General features: G+C 66.8%; 17 protein-coding genes. 5 read left to right on the forward strand and 12 right to left on the reverse strand.

All coding sequences use genetic code 11. The features are described from left to right. Positions 1-165: 165 nt before the first annotated feature. From phoU to ACUDTM_RS19215, 10 genes are all read right to left on the reverse strand, one after another. Positions 166-873, reverse strand: a complete 708-nt coding sequence (phoU, locus tag ACUDTM_RS19170; RefSeq protein ID WP_005415893.1) for a phosphate signaling complex protein PhoU — start codon at positions 871-873, stop codon at positions 166-168. A gap of 76 nt (positions 874-949) precedes the next feature. Next, entirely contained in the window at positions 950-1780 is an 831-nt protein-coding gene (gene pstB / locus ACUDTM_RS19175; protein WP_049411272.1) for a phosphate ABC transporter ATP-binding protein PstB, read from the reverse strand. Positions 1781-1799: 19 nt separating this feature from the next. Then, on the reverse strand, positions 1800-2663 hold the full coding sequence (gene pstA, locus ACUDTM_RS19180) for a phosphate ABC transporter permease PstA (protein WP_005415894.1): 864 nt from the start codon (positions 2661-2663) through the stop codon (positions 1800-1802). Continuing rightward, positions 2663-3631 (reverse strand): phosphate ABC transporter permease subunit PstC, encoded by a 969-nt coding sequence (gene pstC / locus ACUDTM_RS19185; RefSeq protein WP_012479635.1) that lies wholly within the window; start codon positions 3629-3631, stop codon positions 2663-2665. The genes pstA and pstC overlap by 1 nt, the downstream gene beginning before the upstream one ends. Before the next feature lie 82 nt (positions 3632-3713). After that, complete coding sequence (gene pstS, locus ACUDTM_RS19190; protein ID WP_072166780.1) at positions 3714-4802, reverse strand: phosphate ABC transporter substrate-binding protein PstS; 1089 nt, start codon at positions 4800-4802, stop codon at positions 3714-3716. 408 nt (positions 4803-5210) lie between these two features. Continuing rightward, positions 5211-6227: a phosphate ABC transporter substrate-binding protein PstS gene (pstS, locus tag ACUDTM_RS19195; protein WP_072166779.1), complete on the reverse strand. Its 1017-nt coding sequence runs from the start codon at positions 6225-6227 to the stop codon at positions 5211-5213. Positions 6228-6449: 222 nt separating this feature from the next. Continuing rightward, entirely contained in the window at positions 6450-7661 is a 1212-nt protein-coding gene (locus ACUDTM_RS19200) for an OprO/OprP family phosphate-selective porin (protein ID WP_049411264.1), read from the reverse strand. A 196-nt stretch (positions 7662-7857) separates the two neighbouring features. Beyond that, positions 7858-8547, reverse strand: coding sequence for an endonuclease III (gene nth, locus ACUDTM_RS19205; RefSeq protein ID WP_053501078.1), 690 nt, complete (start codon positions 8545-8547; stop codon positions 7858-7860). Further along, positions 8547-8900 (reverse strand): hypothetical protein, encoded by a 354-nt coding sequence (locus ACUDTM_RS19210; protein ID WP_005415900.1) that lies wholly within the window; start codon positions 8898-8900, stop codon positions 8547-8549. Before ACUDTM_RS19210 ends, nth begins: the two co-directional genes overlap by 1 nt. A 4-nt stretch (positions 8901-8904) precedes the next feature. Then, positions 8905-9687, reverse strand: coding sequence for an enoyl-CoA hydratase-related protein (locus tag ACUDTM_RS19215; protein WP_088497689.1), 783 nt, complete (start codon positions 9685-9687; stop codon positions 8905-8907). Between the two features lie 167 nt (positions 9688-9854). On the opposite strand from ACUDTM_RS19215, the gene ACUDTM_RS19220 reads away from it, so the two are divergent. The 3 genes from ACUDTM_RS19220 (at position 9855) to ACUDTM_RS19230 (ending at position 12403) form a co-directional block, all read left to right on the forward strand. Further along, positions 9855-10556: an FKBP-type peptidyl-prolyl cis-trans isomerase N-terminal domain-containing protein gene (locus tag ACUDTM_RS19220; protein ID WP_005408797.1), complete on the forward strand. Its 702-nt coding sequence runs from the start codon at positions 9855-9857 to the stop codon at positions 10554-10556. 144 nt (positions 10557-10700) lie between these two features. Then, positions 10701-11504 (forward strand): CoA pyrophosphatase, encoded by an 804-nt coding sequence (locus ACUDTM_RS19225; RefSeq protein WP_088497690.1) that lies wholly within the window; start codon positions 10701-10703, stop codon positions 11502-11504. Beyond that, the gene (locus ACUDTM_RS19230) at positions 11501-12403 is read left to right on the forward strand and encodes a sulfurtransferase (protein ID WP_072166777.1); all 903 of its coding nucleotides are present in this window, start codon (positions 11501-11503) and stop codon (positions 12401-12403) included. Before ACUDTM_RS19225 ends, ACUDTM_RS19230 begins: the two co-directional genes overlap by 4 nt. Before the next feature lie 377 nt (positions 12404-12780). Here ACUDTM_RS19230 and ACUDTM_RS19235 read toward each other — a convergent pair whose 3' ends face one another. Continuing rightward, positions 12781-13347 (reverse strand): N-acetylmuramoyl-L-alanine amidase, encoded by a 567-nt coding sequence (locus ACUDTM_RS19235; protein ID WP_111007601.1) that lies wholly within the window; start codon positions 13345-13347, stop codon positions 12781-12783. 72 nt (positions 13348-13419) lie between these two features. Between ACUDTM_RS19235 and ACUDTM_RS19240 the strand changes: the two genes are divergently transcribed. Both ACUDTM_RS19240 and rlmKL read left to right on the forward strand, forming a co-directional pair. Continuing rightward, positions 13420-13947: a hypothetical protein gene (locus tag ACUDTM_RS19240; protein ID WP_353080188.1), complete on the forward strand. Its 528-nt coding sequence runs from the start codon at positions 13420-13422 to the stop codon at positions 13945-13947. Between the two features lie 145 nt (positions 13948-14092). Further along, the gene (rlmKL, locus tag ACUDTM_RS19245; RefSeq protein ID WP_252745312.1) at positions 14093-16240 is read left to right on the forward strand and encodes a bifunctional 23S rRNA (guanine(2069)-N(7))-methyltransferase RlmK/23S rRNA (guanine(2445)-N(2))-methyltransferase RlmL; all 2148 of its coding nucleotides are present in this window, start codon (positions 14093-14095) and stop codon (positions 16238-16240) included. Positions 16241-16352: 112 nt separating this feature from the next. On the opposite strand, the gene ACUDTM_RS19250 is transcribed toward rlmKL, so the two are convergent. After that, positions 16353-16826 carry a hypothetical protein gene (locus tag ACUDTM_RS19250; protein WP_061478529.1) on the reverse strand — a complete coding sequence of 158 codons (474 nt, stop codon included), beginning with the start codon at positions 16824-16826 and terminating at the stop codon, positions 16353-16355.

The following is a 16826-nucleotide window of genomic DNA, read 5'->3' on the forward strand; positions in this document are numbered from 1 at the left end:
TCGCCAAGAACTCAAATTTTCGTGAGATTTGTTACAGAAGCATCCGGAAGGTCTGCGCCGGGCAAGCACGGCGCCCACAACGCGGGCGGAACACCGCAAAAAAGGAAGGCCGCTGTCACAGGACAGCGGCCACCTTGGAGTCGACTCCGGTGTTGCAGTGCAGCGTCAGGGCTGGCCGGTGCTGGAGGTCTCGTCACGCTTCTCACGCGGTGGCAGCGGCTGCTCGCCGTGCACCAGGAACCACACGTTCTCGGCGATGTTGGTCGCGTGGTCGCCCACGCGCTCCAGGTTCTTGGCCATGAACAGCAGGTGGGTGCACGGGGTGATGTTGCGCGGGTCTTCCATCATGTAGGTGAGCAGCTCGCGGAACAGCGCCGTGTACTGGGCGTCCAGGCGGGCGTCGTCCTCGCGCAGTGCCAATGCGGCCTCGGCATCGTTGTCGCGGTAGGCGGCGATGGCACGGCGCACCTGCTGCGCGGCCAGGCGGCCCAGCGCGCGCAGGCCCTGGATCTGCGGCAGCGGCGGCACCTTGCCCAGCGCGATCGAGCGCTTGGCCACGTTCGCTGCATAGTCGCCGATGCGCTCGATGTCGGCCGGGATGCGCAGGCCAGCGAGGATCTCGCGCAGGTCGCGCGCCATCGGCCCACGCAGCGCCAGGCGCATCACGTCGTGGCTGATCTGCTGCTCAAGCGCGTCGATCGCTTCGTCGTTGGCGATGATGCGATGGGCGGCGTTCTCGTCGCGTTTCTCGATCACGTCCATCGCCGCTTCGAGCTGGGCGACGGCCATCTCGCCCATGCGCACGATTTCGGCCACCAGGCGCTGCTGCTCCTCGTCGTAGCTCTTGACGATGTGGTCGTTGGGAAGGTTCATGGTTGTTCCGCTCTGTAGAGTCGAGCCATGCTCGACTGACGTTGTCTGTAGAGTCGAGCCATGCTCGACTGAGGTTTCAGCCGAAGCGACCGGTGATGTAGTCCTCGGTCTGCCGCTGCGACGGCTGCGAGAAGATCACTTCGGTGCGGTCGTGCTCGATCAGGTCGCCCAGGTACATGAAGGCGGTGTAGTCGGACACGCGCGCAGCCTGCTGCATGTTGTGGGTGACGATCACGATCGTGTACTCGTGCTTGAGCTCTTCCACCAGCTGCTCGATGCGGCTGGTCGAGATCGGATCCAGCGCCGAGGTCGGCTCGTCCAGCAGCAGCACCGACGGGCGCAGGGCCACGGCACGGGCGATGCACAGGCGCTGCTGCTGGCCACCGGACAGGCCCAGTGCGCTCTGCCCCAGCTTGTCCTTCACTTCGTCCCACAGTGCGCCCTGGCGCAGCGCCTGCTCGACGCGGTCGGCCATGTCGGCCTTGCTCAGCTTCTCATGGTGGCGAATGCCGTAGGCCACGTTCTCGAAGATGGTCATCGGGAACGGCACCGGCTTCTGGAACACCATGCCGACCTTGCTGCGCAGGCGGTTCATCGGATACTTCGGCGACAGGATGTTCTCGCCGTCCAGCAGCACCTCGCCGCGCGCTTCCAGCTTCGGGTACAGCGCGTAGATGCGGTTGAAGATGCGCAGCAGGGTCGATTTGCCGCAACCGGAAGGACCGATCAGCGCGGTCACGCGCTTCTCCGGGATTTCCAGGTTGATGCCCTTCAGGGCGTGGAACTTGTCGTAGTAGAAGTCCAGTCCGCGCGCGGCAAGCTTGACCGGAGCCGGGGTGTGCAGGCTCTCGTGCGAGGACGGCACGGCGATGCGCTGCATCGGCACGGCGTTGGAAAGGTCGTTCATGGCGTTATCCACGGAAAGGTCAGTCATGGGAGATACGGTTGCGCAGCAGGATGCCGCGGGCGGCAAGGCTGACCAGCAGCACGAAGACAGTCAGCACCAGGGCACCGGCCCAGGCCAGTACCTGCCAGGATTCATACGGGCTGCCGGCGAACTGGTTCATCACCACCGGCACCGAAGCCATCGGCTGGAAGATGTTGTTGTTCCAGTACTGGTTGCCGAAGGCGGTGAACAGCAGCGGAGCGGTCTCGCCGGAAATGCGGGCCAGCGCCAGCAGGATGCCGGTGATGATGCCGGCCGAGGCACTGCGGTACAGCACCTGCACGATCACCTTCCACTGCGGGATGCCCAGCGACAGGGCCGCTTCGCGCATCTGCGAGGGCACCAGGCGCAGCATTTCGTCGGTGGTGCGTACCACCACCGGCAGCACGATGAAGGCCAGCGACAGGGCGCCGGCGAATGCCGAGAAGTTGCCCCCGGTCTGCATCACGTACAGCGTGTAGACGAACAGGCCCAGCACGATGGACGGCGCCGACAGCAGGATGTCGTTGACGAAGCGGACCACGGTGCCGGCCTTGCGGGCGTTGCCATACTCGGCCAGCCAGGTACCGGCCAGCACGCCCAGCGGGGTGCCGATGCCGATGGCCAGTGCACACATCACGGCACTGCCGAAGAAGGCGTTGGCGAGGCCGCCGTCCTGCATCGGCGGCGGGGTCATCTTGGTGAACAGATCCCAGTTGATGCCGGCCAGGCCCTTGGCAGCCAGGGTGAACAGGATCCAGCCCAGAAAGAACAGGCCGAACAGGGCGGTGGCGCAGGACGCAGTGATCGCAACGACGTTGCCGATGCGGCGGCGCAGGTACAGCGAATCAGCGGTGGTGGACATCAGTTGCCCTCCTTGCGGGACAGGCGCATCAGCATCAGGCGGGCGATGGCCAGCACCACGAAAGTGACGATGAAGAGGACGAAGCCGAGCAGCAGCAGGGCCGAACGGTAGGTTTCAGTGGCTTCGCCGAAATCATTGGCGATCAGCGCGGCGATGGTGGTGCCCGGTTCCAGCAGCGACGGCGACAGGCGCACGCTGTTGCCGATCACGAAGGCCACCGCCATCGTTTCGCCCAGCGCGCGGCCCAGGCCGAGGAAGATGCCGCCGATGACCGCCGAACGGGTGTAGGGCAGGACGATGTCCCAGCTCACTTCCCACTTGGTGGAGCCCAACGCGTAGGCCGATTCCTTCAGGCGGGTGGGCACGGTCAGGAACACCTCGCGCATCACCGAGGAAATGAACGGAATGACCATGATGGCCAGCACGAAACCGGCGGTGAGCATGCCGATGCCCAGCGGCGGGCCCTGGAACATCGGGCCGATGACCGGCCATTCGCCCAGGGTCTCGTTGAGGAACGGGGTGACGTACTCGGTCATCACTGGCACCAGCACGAACAGGCCCCACATGCCGTAGATGATCGAGGGGATGCCGGCCAGCAGTTCGATGGCGGTACCGACCGGGCCACGCAGCCAGCGCGGCGCGACTTCGGTGAGGAAGAAGGCGATGCCGAAGCTGACCGGCACGGCGATGACCATCGCGATGACGGCGGTGACCAGGGTGCCGTAGATCGGAGCCAGGGCGCCGAACTTGTTTTCGACCGGATTCCAGTCGGCGGAGAAGAAGAAGCTCAGCCCCTGCATCTGCAGGGCATGGCGACCGCCCCACAGCATCGACAGCGCGGCGCAGGCCAGGGCGATCAGTACGAAGATGACGGTGCCGACCAGCACCCATCGGAACAGTTTGTCGTTGCGGGCATCACGCGCATCACGCGTGGACGGGGCGGCTACAGGCTGGGCGATGGCATTCATGGGGACGGCTGGGCCAGGAAGGGGCGGGGCGGCACGGCGTGGAACAAGCGGTGCCCGCGCGGGGCGGGCACCGTCGAGTCCATCACTTCAGGTCGGTCGCCCAGTAGGCCTCGATCTGCTTGACCAGTTCGGCCGGCAGCGGCACGTAGTGAAGCTCGTTGGCCTGGGCCTGGCCGTTCTCGAAGGCCCACTTGAAGAAGGCCAGGGTGTCCTGGTTGCGCTTGGCGTCCTTCGGCTGCTTCTGCATCAGCATGAAGTTGGTGGCGGTGATCGGCCACGCCTGCTCGCCCGGGGCGTTGGTGATGACCAGGTTGAAGTCCTTGGCGCTGGCCCAGTCGGCGCTGGCGGCCGCAGCGGCGAAGGTTTCCGCGCTCGGCTCGACCCAGTTGCCGGCGGCGTTCTGCATGGCGGTGTACGGCATGCCGTTCTGCAGGGCATAGGCCAGTTCGACGTAGCCGATCGAGCCCTTGATCTGCTTCACGTAGGACGCAACGCCTTCATTGCCCTTGCCACCGACGCCGTCCGGCCACTGCACCGAGGTGCCTTCGCCGACCTTGCTCTTCCACTCCGGGCTGACCTTGGACAGGTAGTTGGAGAAGTTGAAGGTGGTGCCCGAACCGTCCGAACGGTGGACCAGGGTGATCTTGCCGTCCGGCAGCTTCACGCCCGGGTTGGCGGCGACGATCGCCGGGTCGTTCCAGGTCTTGACCTTGCCCAGGAAGATGTCGGCCAGCAGGGCGCCGCTCAGGCGCAGCTTGCCGGCTTCCAGGCCTTCGATGTTGACCACCGGCACCACGCCGCCGATGGCCGACGGGAACTGCGCCAGGCCGGCCTGGGCCAGCTCCTCGCTGCTCAGCGGCTTGTCGGACGAACCGAAGTCGACGGTCCCGGCCTTGATCTGGGCGATGCCGCCGCCGGAGCCGATCGACTGGTAGTTGATCTTGGCGCCGGTGCTGGCGTTGTAGTCAGCCGACCACTTGGAGACCAGCGGGAAGATGAAGGACGCGCCCGCGCCGGACACTTCGGCGGTCACCTTGGCACCGGCGGCGGCCGGAGCGGCGTTACCGTCGGCAGCCGGCTGCTGCGCGGCCTGCTTGTCGCCACCGCAGGCCGACAGGCCCAGGGCGATGGCCAGGGAAAGGGCGGCAAGGCCGGCCGAGTGCAGTTTCATGGTCACTCCATAGCGGGGAAGAGCCGACGTGGTCGGCGGATGCGGCTATGAAATGATGTTTTTGTTACAGCCGTATTACGACCATGACAGAGGTGTCCTGGATCGCGTTCTGACAAGGGTTTCACAGGGTTGGCGCCGATCCGGCCGGGACCCGGAAACCCCGGATCTGCGCACTGATATGACGGCGGGTTGGTCCTTGCAGCGTCAATGCGCGACAGCTCCCTGCCCACGGTAGGTGCGGACCGTTGGTCCGCACGCTCCAGAGCGCAGCCGAGCGTCGGCTCGGCTCTACAGAGGCAGGTGCATCCCCGAAAACAAGAAGAGCGCGAGATCTCGAGGATCTCGCGCCCGGGTGGGAGCGGCGGGGGAGAGAGGACCCGCCGCCCCCGTTCCTGCAGGGGAACGCGCTTACTTCAGGTTCTGCGACCAGTAGGTCTCGATCTGGCGGACCAGGCTGTCCGGCAGCGGCACGTAGTCCAGCTGGCGGGCCTGGGCGTCGCCGTTCTTGTAGACCCAGCGGAAGAACTCCTGGGTCGCCTTGCCATTGGCAGCATTCTTCGGCGTCTTCTGCACCAGGATGAAGTTGGTGGCGGTGATCGGCCAGGACTCGGCGCCCGGCGCATTGGTCATCACCAGGTAGAAGTCGCGGGCGTTGGCCCAGTCGGCGCTGGCAGCGGCGGCAGCGAACGAGGTGTCGCTCGGCTGCACGAACTTGCCGGCGGCATTCTTCATCGCGGTGTAGGAGAGCTTGTTCTGAAGCGCGTAGGACAGTTCGACATAGCCGATGCCGCCCTTGATCTGCTTCACATAGGCGGCAACACCTTCGTTGCCCTTGCCGCCGATGCCGGCCGGCCACTGCACCGAGGTGCCTTCACCGACCGAGCTCTTCCACTCCGGGCTGACCTTGGACAGGTAGTTGACGAAGTTGAAGGTGGTGCCCGAGCCGTCCGAACGATGCACGACGGTGACCTTGGCGTTGGGCAGGGTCACGCCCGGGTTCAGTGCGGCGATGGCCGGGTCGTTCCAGCTCTTGATCTTGCCCAGGAAGATGTTGGCCAGCACGGCGCCGTCCAGCTTCAGCGCGCCCGGCGCGATGCCGGCCACGTTGACCACCGGCACCACGCCGCCGATCACCGACGGGAACTGCGCCAGGCCTGCAGCAGCCAGGTCTTCCGGCTTCAGCGGCGCATCGGAAGAGCCGAAATCAACGGTCTTGGCCTTGATCTGGGCAATACCGCCGCCGGAACCGATGGACTGGTAGTTGACCTTGTTGCCGGTTGCGGCGCTGTAGTCGGCCGACCACTTGGACATGACCGGGTAGATGAACGATGCGCCCGCGCCGGTGATGTCGGCGGCGTTGGCGGCGAACACGGACGATGCAGCCAGGATGGCGACAGCGGCGCGCGATTTGAAGGCGTGGATCACGGGGAGACTCCTGGGGTGGTGGTCGAAGGGCGGTTGCCCGACGTTTCGGTGCACATTCCATAACGGTTGCGTGACACGTCCGCGTCTGTCATATGACGCGGGCGTGACACGCGTCATGAGGGATGTCACGTCCGCTGCGCCGGCAGGGCGGCACGGGTACCTCTGCAACGACGAAGGCACGGCCGGGGCCGTGCCTTCGCGGTTCAATGCAGGTGGCTGGACTTACCAGAAGAACTGCGCGCGGGCTTCCAGGATGTTGGGATCGTCGTTGACGAAACCGCGCGCCGTGGAGCTGTACTTCTTGCTGTCGACCATCACGTAGTTGAGCATCAGCTTGAAGTTGGAACGCAGGTACCAGTTGGCGCCCACGGTCCAGATGTCCATCTTGCCACCCAGCACGCCATCGACGATCGGCGGGCGACCGGCGACCGGATTGGCGGCGAGGTTGCCGTCATTGAGGTCCATGTGGTCGTAGCGCACGCCCAGCTGCCACTGGCCGCCGGCCGGGTTGTTCGGCAGGCCGGTGCCCGGAGTGCCGCCCTTGTAGCTCCAGGTCTCGCCGGTGACGTTCCACACGCCGCTGATGTAGTAGCCGTCGCTGGTGTAGTTGTCGTGGTCGTAGCGCTTGGCCTTGCTGGTGTAGTACTCGGCCTGGGCCTTGAACGGGCCCTGGAAGTACATCGCTTCGGCACCGATGGTGCTGACGCGGTCGGTGTCGGTCAGGTTGCCGCTGTCAACCAGGCGGGCAGTGGCGAGGTCGGCATTCGGACGCGCACGCACGCGCAGGGTGTCGGCGTCGGCGTCGTAGTTGACGTAGCTCAGACCGAAGTGCAGGACCTGGCCCTTTTCATTGATCGGGGCCCAGGTGCCACGCGCGCCGTAGCCGCTGCCGTGGGCCAGGTTGCGGGTCAGCTCGCGGCCGAAGGCGCTGGCGGTCACCGACCAGTTGTCCTGGCCGTAGCTGTACGCGCCGCCCAGGCGGCGGGCGATGGCATAGGTATTGGTGACCGCTGCCTTGGAAATGAAATCGTTGTTCTTGGTGCTGGACAGTTCTTCCAGGCTGTTGGGCTGCTTGAACTGGCCCAGCTGCAGGAAGTGGTTGGCGTTGCCCAGCAGCTTGTACTTCACGTTGGTGTCGAGGAACTTGTCGGCCTTGGCGTCATAGCCGACCACCCACTCCACGTTGCCCGGGCCCTTTCCCTTCAGCACCAGCTCGGCGCGACGCAGTTCGAATTCGCTGTTCTTGCCGTTGCCGGCGTCGCCACCGTTGAGGTCGACCACATCGTTGTGGAACCAGTTGCCGTCGGCCTGGACCAGGCCTTCGAAGGTGATTTCCGAACCGCCGATCACGTCGATGGCGACTTCGGCGTGTGCAGCCGGCACATACAGCGCAGCAGCCACGGCCACCGTCAGGAGTTGGTGATGCAGTTTCATGGAGAGGAGCCTTGCAGGCAGGTGGGAAGATGCGCGCAGGCTAGAAGGTAAAGATTGCGTAAATGTGACAGTTCACGCGCGGCAGACATCCGCCGCAGGCCCCGTCACGGCAGGGCCTGCCATTGAAACCGCTTGCGTATGACGCCCGGATTGCGACCCGGTTGCAGTAGAGCCACGCCCTGCGTGGATGCTGCCGTCACTCGGCCGTGGTCTTTTCCTTGAACCGGCACAGGTCGGCGATCACGCAGCCCGGGCAATCCGGCTTGCGCGCCTTGCACACATAACGCCCGTGCAGGATCAGCCAGTGATGCGCGTCGAGCAGGAACTCGGCCGGGATCACCTTCACCAGCTTGTCTTCCACTTCGCGCACGTTCCTGCCCGGCGCCAGTCCTGTGCGGTTGGCGACGCGGAAGATATGCGTGTCCACCGCCATCACCGGCTCGCCGAACGCGGTGTTGAGCACCACGTTGGCGGTCTTGCGCCCGACACCCGGCAGCGCTTCCAGCGCTTCGCGATCACGCGGCACTTCACCGCCATGCTTCTCCAGCAGGATCGCGCAGGTGGCGATCACGTTCTTTGCCTTGGCGTTGAACAGCCCGATGGTGGCGATGTACTGCTTCAAGCCATCCTCGCCGAGCGCAAGGATCTTCGCCGGCGTGTTGGCGACCGGGAACAGGCGGCGCGTGGCCTTGTTGACGCCGACGTCGGTGGCCTGCGCCGACAACGCCACCGCCACCAGCAGCTCGAACGGCGAGCTGTACTCCAGTTCGGTCTTCGGGTGCGGGTTGAGTTCGCGCAGGCGGGTGAACATCTCCACCACGTCGGCGCGTGGCATCGTGCCGCCACGCCGCGCCGGGGCGCGTGCGGTCTTTTTCGTGGTGGCCATTACTGTTCCTTGCCACTGGCGCGGGCCTTGGCCCGGGCCAGAATCGCGGCTGCCGCAGCGGGCAGGGCAGGCTTCACGTCCGGGGCTGGTGCCGGGGTGCGGCGTGCATCGCGCTCGGCCTCGCGGCGGGCCAGGCGCACCGCACGGGCGCGGTAGCGTTCGCGTGCAGCCCAGGCCGCGCGCAGTTGCTGCTGGGCCTGGCACAGGCGTTGCGGAAGGTCGGGGTGGTCAGGCAGCAACCGGTCGTCGCCGGCACGGACGATGTAGTCCATCAGCCCGGCCTGCAGGGCACCATCGAGATCGTCTGCCTGGACCCGGGCGAACAACTGCGCGGGGTTGGGTCGGGATGCCATGGCGTCAGCGGTTCTGGAAGGCCGGCGCGCGGCGTTGCAGGAAGGCGCTGGTGCCTTCGCGCATGTCCTCGGTGGCGAACAGCAGGCCGAACTGCGCACTTTCGTATGCCAGCCCGGCCTCCAGGCTGCATTCGCCGCCCACGTGCACCGCGTCGAGCAGGCCACGCAGGGCCAGCGGGGCCGAGCGTGCCAGCTGGCGGGCGACGTCCTGCACCCGGTTGTCCAGCGCGTCGGCCGGCACGACTTCGTTGACGATGCCCAGTTCCAGCGCACGCGCGGCGTTGATCGGCGCCCCCAGCAGGCACAGCTCCAGGGTGGCGGCGCGGCCGCACAGGCGCAGCAGGCGCTGGCTGCCGCCGAAGCCGGGAATCAGGCCGAGGTTGATTTCCGGTTGGCCGACCTTGGCGGTATCTGCGGCGATGCGCAGGTGGCAGGCCATCGCCAGTTCCAGGCCACCGCCCAGTGCGAAACCATTCACGCGTGCGATGACCGGTTTGGGCATGCGTTCGATCTGGCGCATCAGGGCCTGGCCCAGCAGCGAGAAATCACGTCCCTGAACGGCGCTGAGAGTGTTCATTTCCGCGATGTCGGCACCGGCCACGAACGCCTTGGGGCCCGCCCCGGTCAATATCACGACGCGCACCTCCGGATCGGCGGCGGCGTCGCTGAAGGCATCGGCCAGGGCCTGCAGGGTCGCGGCGTTGAGGGCATTGAGCTTGTCCGGGCGCTGGACGGTCACGGTGCGGATGGCGCCGTCGTCAGCGACAGCGATCAGGGCATCGGCCACGGGGAAACTCCTGGAACGTTAAAAAAAAGTGATATTGAACTCTGGAAACGCAGACGGGTCATAGCCTGCATCGTGAGTAGCGGTTACACGTTGCGCCCGTTATCCTAACCCGTCGCCTCAGGGCGGCGCAGAACGTCCCTGAGTTACCACCCCTGGAGAACTGTTTGATGAAGTTGCGTTCTATCGCGGTCGCCGTCGCGGCCCTGGCCCTGACGGGCAATGCCTTCGCCCAGGACGTCTCGTCCGAAAAGGGCAAGCTGAGCTACTACTTCGGTTACGACTACGGCAACAACCTGGCGGAGCTGACCGGTCGTGGTGAGCAGCTGGACATCAACTCGGTGGTGAAGGGCCTGCAGGATGCCTACGCCAAGAAGCAGCCGGCGATCACCGCCGAGCAGCTGAAGCCGGCCGTTGAAGCGTTCCAGAAGCGCGAGCAGGGCCGTGCCCAGGCCGCCAAGGCCGAGTACGAAAAGGCGGCTGCCGAAAACAAGACCAAGAGCGACCAGTTCATCGCGGCGAACAAGGCCAAGGCCGGCGTGCAGTCCCTGCCGAGCGGCGTCCAGTACCGCGTGATCGAGGCCGGCAAGGGCGCCAAGCCGACCCAGGCCAGCACCGTGCAGCTGGAAGTGGCCGGTCCGTTCCCGTACGGCCAGCGCCCGACCGAAGCCCGCCCGGCCCAGCAGATCCCGTCGATCAAGGTCAGCGAAGTCGAAATGAAGGCCATGCGCGAGACCCTGCTGCAGATGCCGGCAGGCTCGAAGTGGGAAGTCACCCTGCCGCCGGACCAGGCCTACGGTGCCGATCCGCGCACCCCGTTCCCGCCGAACGTGGCTGTGCAGTTCGAGATCAAGCTGGTCAGCGTCAAGTAAATCGAAGCAGCAAACCAAACGCGCCGGTGACCCCACCGGCGCGTTTTTGTTTGCGCAGTGCGCGACCTGTAGCGCTGCGCCATGGGCGTCGTATCGTCCCGCGCAAATTCAGCCCGATCGCGCTACTGTTGGCGGGTGCAAACAATGGAAGAAACGGCGCGTGTTGTCGCAAGTCCCTGCATCGGAGTGTGCACGCTGGATCCGCACCGGCAATGCACCGGCTGCGGGCGGCATATCGATGAGATCGCGCGGTGGTCGTCGATGAGCAACGAGGAACGCAGCCGCATCCTGCATCGCGTGCAGCCCCTGCGCGAACAACTGCAGCAATCGCTGCGTGGCTCGCTGGCCGACCACGAGCGACTGATGCGCGCGCTGCACCCCTTGGCCCAACCACCTGCGGGCGACGGCTGGAACCGCAGTGAGCTGGTCGACCTGCTACCGCCCGGGCCTCCGGTGGAGGCGGCGGTGCTGGCCGGCATCGTGCCGCGCGCCAACGGCGCACAGGTGATCCTCACCCGTCGCACCGAAACACTGCGCACCCATGGTGGCCAGGTCGGATTCCCCGGTGGCCGCACCGAACCCGATGACCGCGACGCGCTGGCGGCCGCGCTGCGCGAGAGCCAGGAAGAAATCGCATTGGCGCCCGGCCAGGTGCAGGCGCTGGGCTATCTCGATCCCTTCGTGACGATCACCGGCTATCGGGTCACGCCGGTGGTGGCGGTGGTCGATCCGGAGTTCGTGCCGGTCCCGCAGCCCAGTGAAGTGGCCGAGGTATTCGAGGTGCCACTGGATTACCTGATGGCGCCCGACAGCCTGCGCCAGGTCGAAATCAATCATCGCGGCCGGGTTCGCCACGTCCTTGAGTATGGCTGGCCGGGCCAGCGCATCTGGGGGGCGACCGCCGCCATTCTCTACAACCTGCGTCGCCGCCTGGAGCAAGTGCAATGAAGCCGATCGATCCGCCGTGGACCACCCTGGTCGATGTCGCCACCCTTGCCGCTGCGCTGGGCGACGGCGTGCGGGTGGTCGACGCGCGCGCCACCGCCAGTACCGCCGTGCGCGTGGTCGATGCGCGTGCTTCGCTGGCCGACCCGCAGGCTGCGGGCGGCCAGTACCTGGCAGGGCACATACCGACTGCGGTGCATGCCGATCTCAACCGTGATCTGTCCGATCTCAGCCGCGTCGGCCATGGTCGCCACCCATTGCCGGACAGCGATGCCTTTGCTGCGAAGCTGGGGCAGTGGGGCATCGGCCCCGACACCCAGGTCGTGGTCTACGATGGCAGCGACGGCAGCATGGCCGCCTCGCGCCTGTGGTGGCTGCTGCGCCTGATCGGTCACACCCGGGTAGCCGTACTCGACGGCGGCATCGCCGCGTGGCAGGCCGCCGGCCACGCGTTGGAAAGCGGACAGGCTGGGGTGAACGCGCTGCCTGATTACCCAGGCCGTTTCGACACCACCCAGATCGCCAACGCCGATGAAATCACCGCGCGGCTGAAGCATGCGCCGGGCTGGCTGGTCGACGCGCGCGCGGGTGAACGCTTCCGTGGTGAAGTGGAGCCGCTGGACCCGGTGGCCGGGCATGTGCCGGGCGCGGTCAACCGCCCGTTCGCATTGAACGTGCTCGACGGCCGCCTGCGCGACGCACAGGAGTTGCGCGCCGAACTGCAGGGCGTGATCGGCAACCGCGATCCGCAGCAGGTGGTGCTGATGTGCGGTTCCGGCGTGACCGCCTGCCACCTGCTGCTGGCGATGGAAACGGCCGGCCTGAGCGGCGCACGCATCTATGCCGATTCCTGGAGTGGTTGGGTGAGCGACAGCAGCCGCCCGGTGGCGACCGGCGCCTGAGCCGCGCGGGGTCGGATCCGTTTTCCAACGGAGAACGGCTCTGACCCCATCAACCGAAAATCGGGGTCAGAGCCCGTTGCGTACCAACGGGAGCCGCCCCCGTGTCGATTCGAAGGATCGCGGAGAACTGTCGAAGGCGGGGTGGGTCCGGTTGCGGGGGTGTCCGCGGCATGGATGCCGCGGCCAAGCCGCCATGGGTGAGGGCGCTTTGCTTGCGAAGCACTGCTTCGCAAGCGCCCGAACGCACAGCCGCCAGCGGCTGGGCCGGCCTGGGGCTTTACGGCGTCCCCCGCAATCGGATCCACCCCGCCATCCCCCGGAATGCCAGCTCTTGACGTTGACGTTGCCTCTGCAGGTGCAGGGCGCAGCCCTGCTGCTTACTCCAACCCCTGCAGCGGCACCTTCGCCAGCACCCGTGCCCACGGGAACAAGGGCCCCGGATCGCGCTTGCGTGCCACCCTCAGCGTCGGATCATCGCTGGCCGGCACCTGCTCCAGATCCAGCTGGTCGTGCCCGGCAATCCGCCGCAGCGACGGATAGCGCGCCACCAGCGCCAGCAGCAGCCGCTCCAGCGCTTCCAGCTGTGGCTCGGTGTAGGCCTCGTCCATCGCCTGGTGGCGGCTGTCGAACCAGTCCGGATAGCGCCCGCGGTTGACCAGCTCGATGCCCAGCGTATGCGCGTTCATGCCGCGCACGTGATGGGCCACGCGTTCCGGCGCCACGTACTGCACCACGCTGCCATCGCGGTCGATGTAGAAGTGCCCGCTGTTGCCGGCGCCGCTGTCGTACAGCACGCGCTCGCCGTACTCGCGGGCCATCGCCAGATCGGGCAGCTCGGTGCAGTGGATCACTACCATTTCCAGCGAGGCGGGATCCCGCAGCGGCAGTCGGTCGTGATAGGGCAGGGGCTGCAGCTGCAGGCCGGGCAGGAGCGGGTTGGGCATCCGGCGATGCTAGCATTGCGGCATGAACCTGCCTTCCCTTTCCTCGCCGGCCCGCGCCCATGGAGCACGCGCATGAGCCGCGGCCACTGCATCCTCTCCCATGGCTTCGAGAGCGGCCCGGAGGCGACCAAGGTCACCGCGCTGGCCGAGGTGGCGCAACGCCTGGGCTGGACCCACGAGCGCCCCGCCTACACCGACCTGGACGCGATGAGCGAGGTCAGCCGGGTGGGCGACGTGCCGACCCGCCTGCGCCGTCTGGTTGAACGCGCCGCCATCGCGGCCCGTCAGGGGCCGGTGGTGCTGGCCGGCTCCAGCCTGGGCGCCTACATCTCCGCCATCGCCTCGCTGCAGGTGCCGGTAGCCGGCCTGTTCCTGATGGTGCCACCGACCACCATGGGCCCGATGCCGGCGCTGGACGCCGCTGCGGTGCCGACCACGGTGGTGCAGGCCTGGCATGACGATGTGGTACCGGCTGCCGGCGTGATTGCCTGGGCGCAGGCGCGTTCGGCGCAGTTGCTGCTGGTTGACGACGGTCACCGCCTGGAGCGCCACGTGGAGGCCTCCGCGCAGGCCTTCGAGCGCCTGCTGCGGCAACTGTGAAGCCAGGGCGCACGGCGCGCCCGCCCGCATTGACTACAATGGCAGCCCCGCCGCCCCCGGCGCGGGCCTGCCGGCCGTGCCTACGGCCCTCCTTTCCGACCGGCCCGGCCCCTGTGCCGCGCCCGACCACCTGCGAACCGATCCCGTGAAATTCTTCGTCTCCTGCGCCAAGGGCCTGGAATACCTGCTTGCCGATGAACTGTCGGCCCTGGGCCTTGGCAAGGCCACCGCCACCATTGCCGGCGTCAACGCCGACGGCGAACTGGCGCAGGCGCTGCGGATCGTGATGTGGTCGCGCCTGGCCAGCCGGGTGCTGTGGCCGATCGACGAGTTCGACTGCCCGGACGAGCAGGCCCTGTATGACGGCGTGCGTGCACTGCCGTGGCACGAGCACATCTCGCCGGAGATGACCCTGGCGGTGGATGCGCACGTGTCCGGCGACAAGATCACCCATGCACGCTTTGCCGCGCAGCGGATCAAGGATGCGATCGTCGACCGCATGCGCGACGAAGGCCTGGAGCGGCCCTCGGTCAATACCGATCTGCCCGACGTGCGCGTCAACCTCTCGCTGCGCAAGGGCCGCGCCTCGCTGTCGATCGACCTCGGCGGTGGCCCGCTGCATCGCCGCGGCTGGCGCGGTGCCGCCCACGAGGCGCCGCTGAAGGAAAACCTGGCCGCCGCGCTGCTGCTGCGCGCGCAATGGCCGCGCCTGCATGCCGCCGGCGGTGGGCTGCTGGACCCGATGTGTGGCAGCGGCACGCTGCTGATCGAAGGCGCGCTGATGGCCGCCGACGTTGCCCCAGGCCTGATGCGGCATGGCAGCCTGCCGCCGAGCCGTTGGCTGGGCTTCGACAAGGCGGCCTGGAAGTCCATCCAGAGCGAAGCACGTGAGCGCGAAGCGGCCGGCCTGGCCGCGCTGAAGCCGGTCATCCACGGCAGCGACATCGACCCGGCTGCGATCCAGGCGGCCCGCGAGAATGCCGAGGTCGCCGGCGTCGCCCACGCGATCCGTTTCACCCGCGCCGATGTCGCCGACCTGGCCGCGCCGGAACAGGAGATCGGTGCCGTGGTCTGCAACCCGCCGTACGACGAGCGCCTGGCCGCCGATCCAGCGTTGTATCGTGCACTGGGCAATGCCTTGCAGAAGGCGGTGCCGCAGTGGCGCGCCAGCCTGCTGTGTGGCAATGACGAACTGGCCTTTGCCACCGGCCTGCGCGCCAGCAAGAAGTACCAGATGTTCAACGGTGCGCTGGAATGCGCGCTGATCGTCTGCGATCCGATCGCTGTGCCGGGCCGTGATCCGGCACAGCCCCGCGAGCTGAGCGAAGGCGCGCAGATGGTGGCCAACCGCCTGCGCAAGAACCTGAAGAAGTTCAAGAGCTGGCGTGCCCGCGAGGACATCACCTGCTTCCGCGCCTACGACGCCGACCTGCCGGAGTACGCGGCGGCCATCGACGTCTACGAGGAAGAGGCTGGCAGGCGGCGTACCTTCCTGCATGTGCAGGAATATGCGGCACCGGCGGCGATTCCCGAGAACGACGTGCGCCGCCGCCGCAATGAGCTGCTGGCCGCCGCGCGCGAAGTATTCGGCGTGCCGCCGGAGCAGGTGTCGATGAAATCGCGCGAGCGCGGCAAGGGCGGCAGCAAGTACGGCCGCTTCGAGCAGCGCGACGAGTTCATCGTGGTGCGAGAGAACAACGCGCTGCTGCAGGTGAACCTGTTCGACTACCTCGATACCGGCCTGTTCCTTGACCACCGCCCGCTGCGCCGGATGATGGCCGAGCAGGTGCGTGGCAAGCGTTTCCTGAACCTGTTCTGCTACACCGGCGTGGCCAGCGTGCAGGCCGCCGTGGCGGGTGCCGCCAGCACGACCAGCGTCGACCTGTCGGCTACCTACCTGCAATGGTGCTACGACAACCTGGCGTTGAACGGACAGGGGGGCAACCAGCACCTGCTGGTCCAGGCCGACGCGATGGCGTGGCTGGAAGGCGACCGTGGCCAGTACGACGTGATCTTCTGTGACCCGCCGACTTTCTCCAACTCCGCACGCGCCGATGACTTCGACGTGCAGCGCGAACAACTGAAGCTGCTGCGTGCGGCGGTGGCGCGGCTGGCACCGGGTGGCGTGCTGTACTTCTCCAACAACTTCCGCCGCTTCAAGCTGGAAGAGAACGCCATCGCCGAGTTCGCCCAGTGCCGCGAGATCACCGCACGCACGATTGGTCCGGATTTCGAGCGCAACGCGCGCATCCACCGCGCGTGGGAACTGAAGCGGTTGGGGTACGCCCGGTAGTGCCGGCCGCTGGCCGGCAACTGCGTCAGAACCGTGGAAGGTCCGCGGGATGCCGGCCAGCGGCCGGCATTACCGCGTCTGGTCCGTAGATCCACGCCATGCGTGGATCGGCCTAAAGCACCAACAATCGCCCCGGCGCATGGGCCAGGGGCCAATGGCCCTGTTCGTACAGCGCAAGCACAGGCTCCCAGTGTGCCGGCAGGCCGAGATGCATCTCCAGCAGGCGTTGCCGGAAGGCGAACATCGCCCCATCGCGCGCCACCAGCTGCAGGTCATGTGCACCACAGCGCAGTGCCGGCAGATCCAGTGCCGAAAGCGCGCGCATCAACGTGCGGTTGAGTTCGCGTCGGGCGTCGGCGAGTTCGGCGGGATGGGGCAGGGCGCCGTGAAACGGATCCGAATCGCCCAGTGTGGTGGGCATCCATTCGAAACCATCGGTATCGATGGTCCGCAGTGCTTCGGCCAGCGACCGAACGGCGACGACGCCGGCCGTTATGGGCAGTGTTTCACCCAACCGGGAAAAAAAGCCGATTCCAGACATCCGCTGCAGCATGCTATCCATACGGGCATTGTAGATCCACGCCAT

Source organism: Stenotrophomonas maltophilia group sp. vghtpe118 (assembly GCF_052605195.1).

Bases quoted from the DNA above. Each gene is read 5' to 3' on its own strand.
- phoU (WP_005415893.1), bottom strand. From the start codon at position 873: ATGAACCTTCCCAACGACCACATCGTCAAGAGCTACGACGAGGAGCAG.
- ACUDTM_RS19235 (WP_111007601.1), bottom strand. From the start codon at position 13,347: ATGCCCAACCCGCTCCTGCCCGGCCTGCAGCTGCAGCCCCTGCCCTAT.
- ACUDTM_RS19200 (WP_049411264.1), bottom strand. From the start codon at position 7,661: ATGAAACTGCATCACCAACTCCTGACGGTGGCCGTGGCTGCTGCGCTG.
- pstC (WP_012479635.1), bottom strand. From the start codon at position 3,631: ATGAATGCCATCGCCCAGCCTGTAGCCGCCCCGTCCACGCGTGATGCG.
- pstS (WP_072166780.1), bottom strand. From the start codon at position 4,802: ATGAAACTGCACTCGGCCGGCCTTGCCGCCCTTTCCCTGGCCATCGCC.
- ACUDTM_RS19210 (WP_005415900.1), bottom strand. From the start codon at position 8,900: ATGGCATCCCGACCCAACCCCGCGCAGTTGTTCGCCCGGGTCCAGGCA.
- nth (WP_053501078.1), bottom strand. From the start codon at position 8,547: ATGGCCACCACGAAAAAGACCGCACGCGCCCCGGCGCGGCGTGGCGGC.
- pstB (WP_049411272.1), bottom strand. From the start codon at position 1,780: ATGAACGACCTTTCCAACGCCGTGCCGATGCAGCGCATCGCCGTGCCG.
- ACUDTM_RS19225 (WP_088497690.1), top strand. From the start codon at position 10,701: ATGGAAGAAACGGCGCGTGTTGTCGCAAGTCCCTGCATCGGAGTGTGC.
- ACUDTM_RS19250 (WP_061478529.1), bottom strand. From the start codon at position 16,826: ATGGCGTGGATCTACAATGCCCGTATGGATAGCATGCTGCAGCGGATG.
- ACUDTM_RS19220 (WP_005408797.1), top strand. From the start codon at position 9,855: ATGAAGTTGCGTTCTATCGCGGTCGCCGTCGCGGCCCTGGCCCTGACG.
- pstA (WP_005415894.1), bottom strand. From the start codon at position 2,663: ATGTCCACCACCGCTGATTCGCTGTACCTGCGCCGCCGCATCGGCAAC.
- ACUDTM_RS19230 (WP_072166777.1), top strand. From the start codon at position 11,501: ATGAAGCCGATCGATCCGCCGTGGACCACCCTGGTCGATGTCGCCACC.
- ACUDTM_RS19240 (WP_353080188.1), top strand. From the start codon at position 13,420: ATGAGCCGCGGCCACTGCATCCTCTCCCATGGCTTCGAGAGCGGCCCG.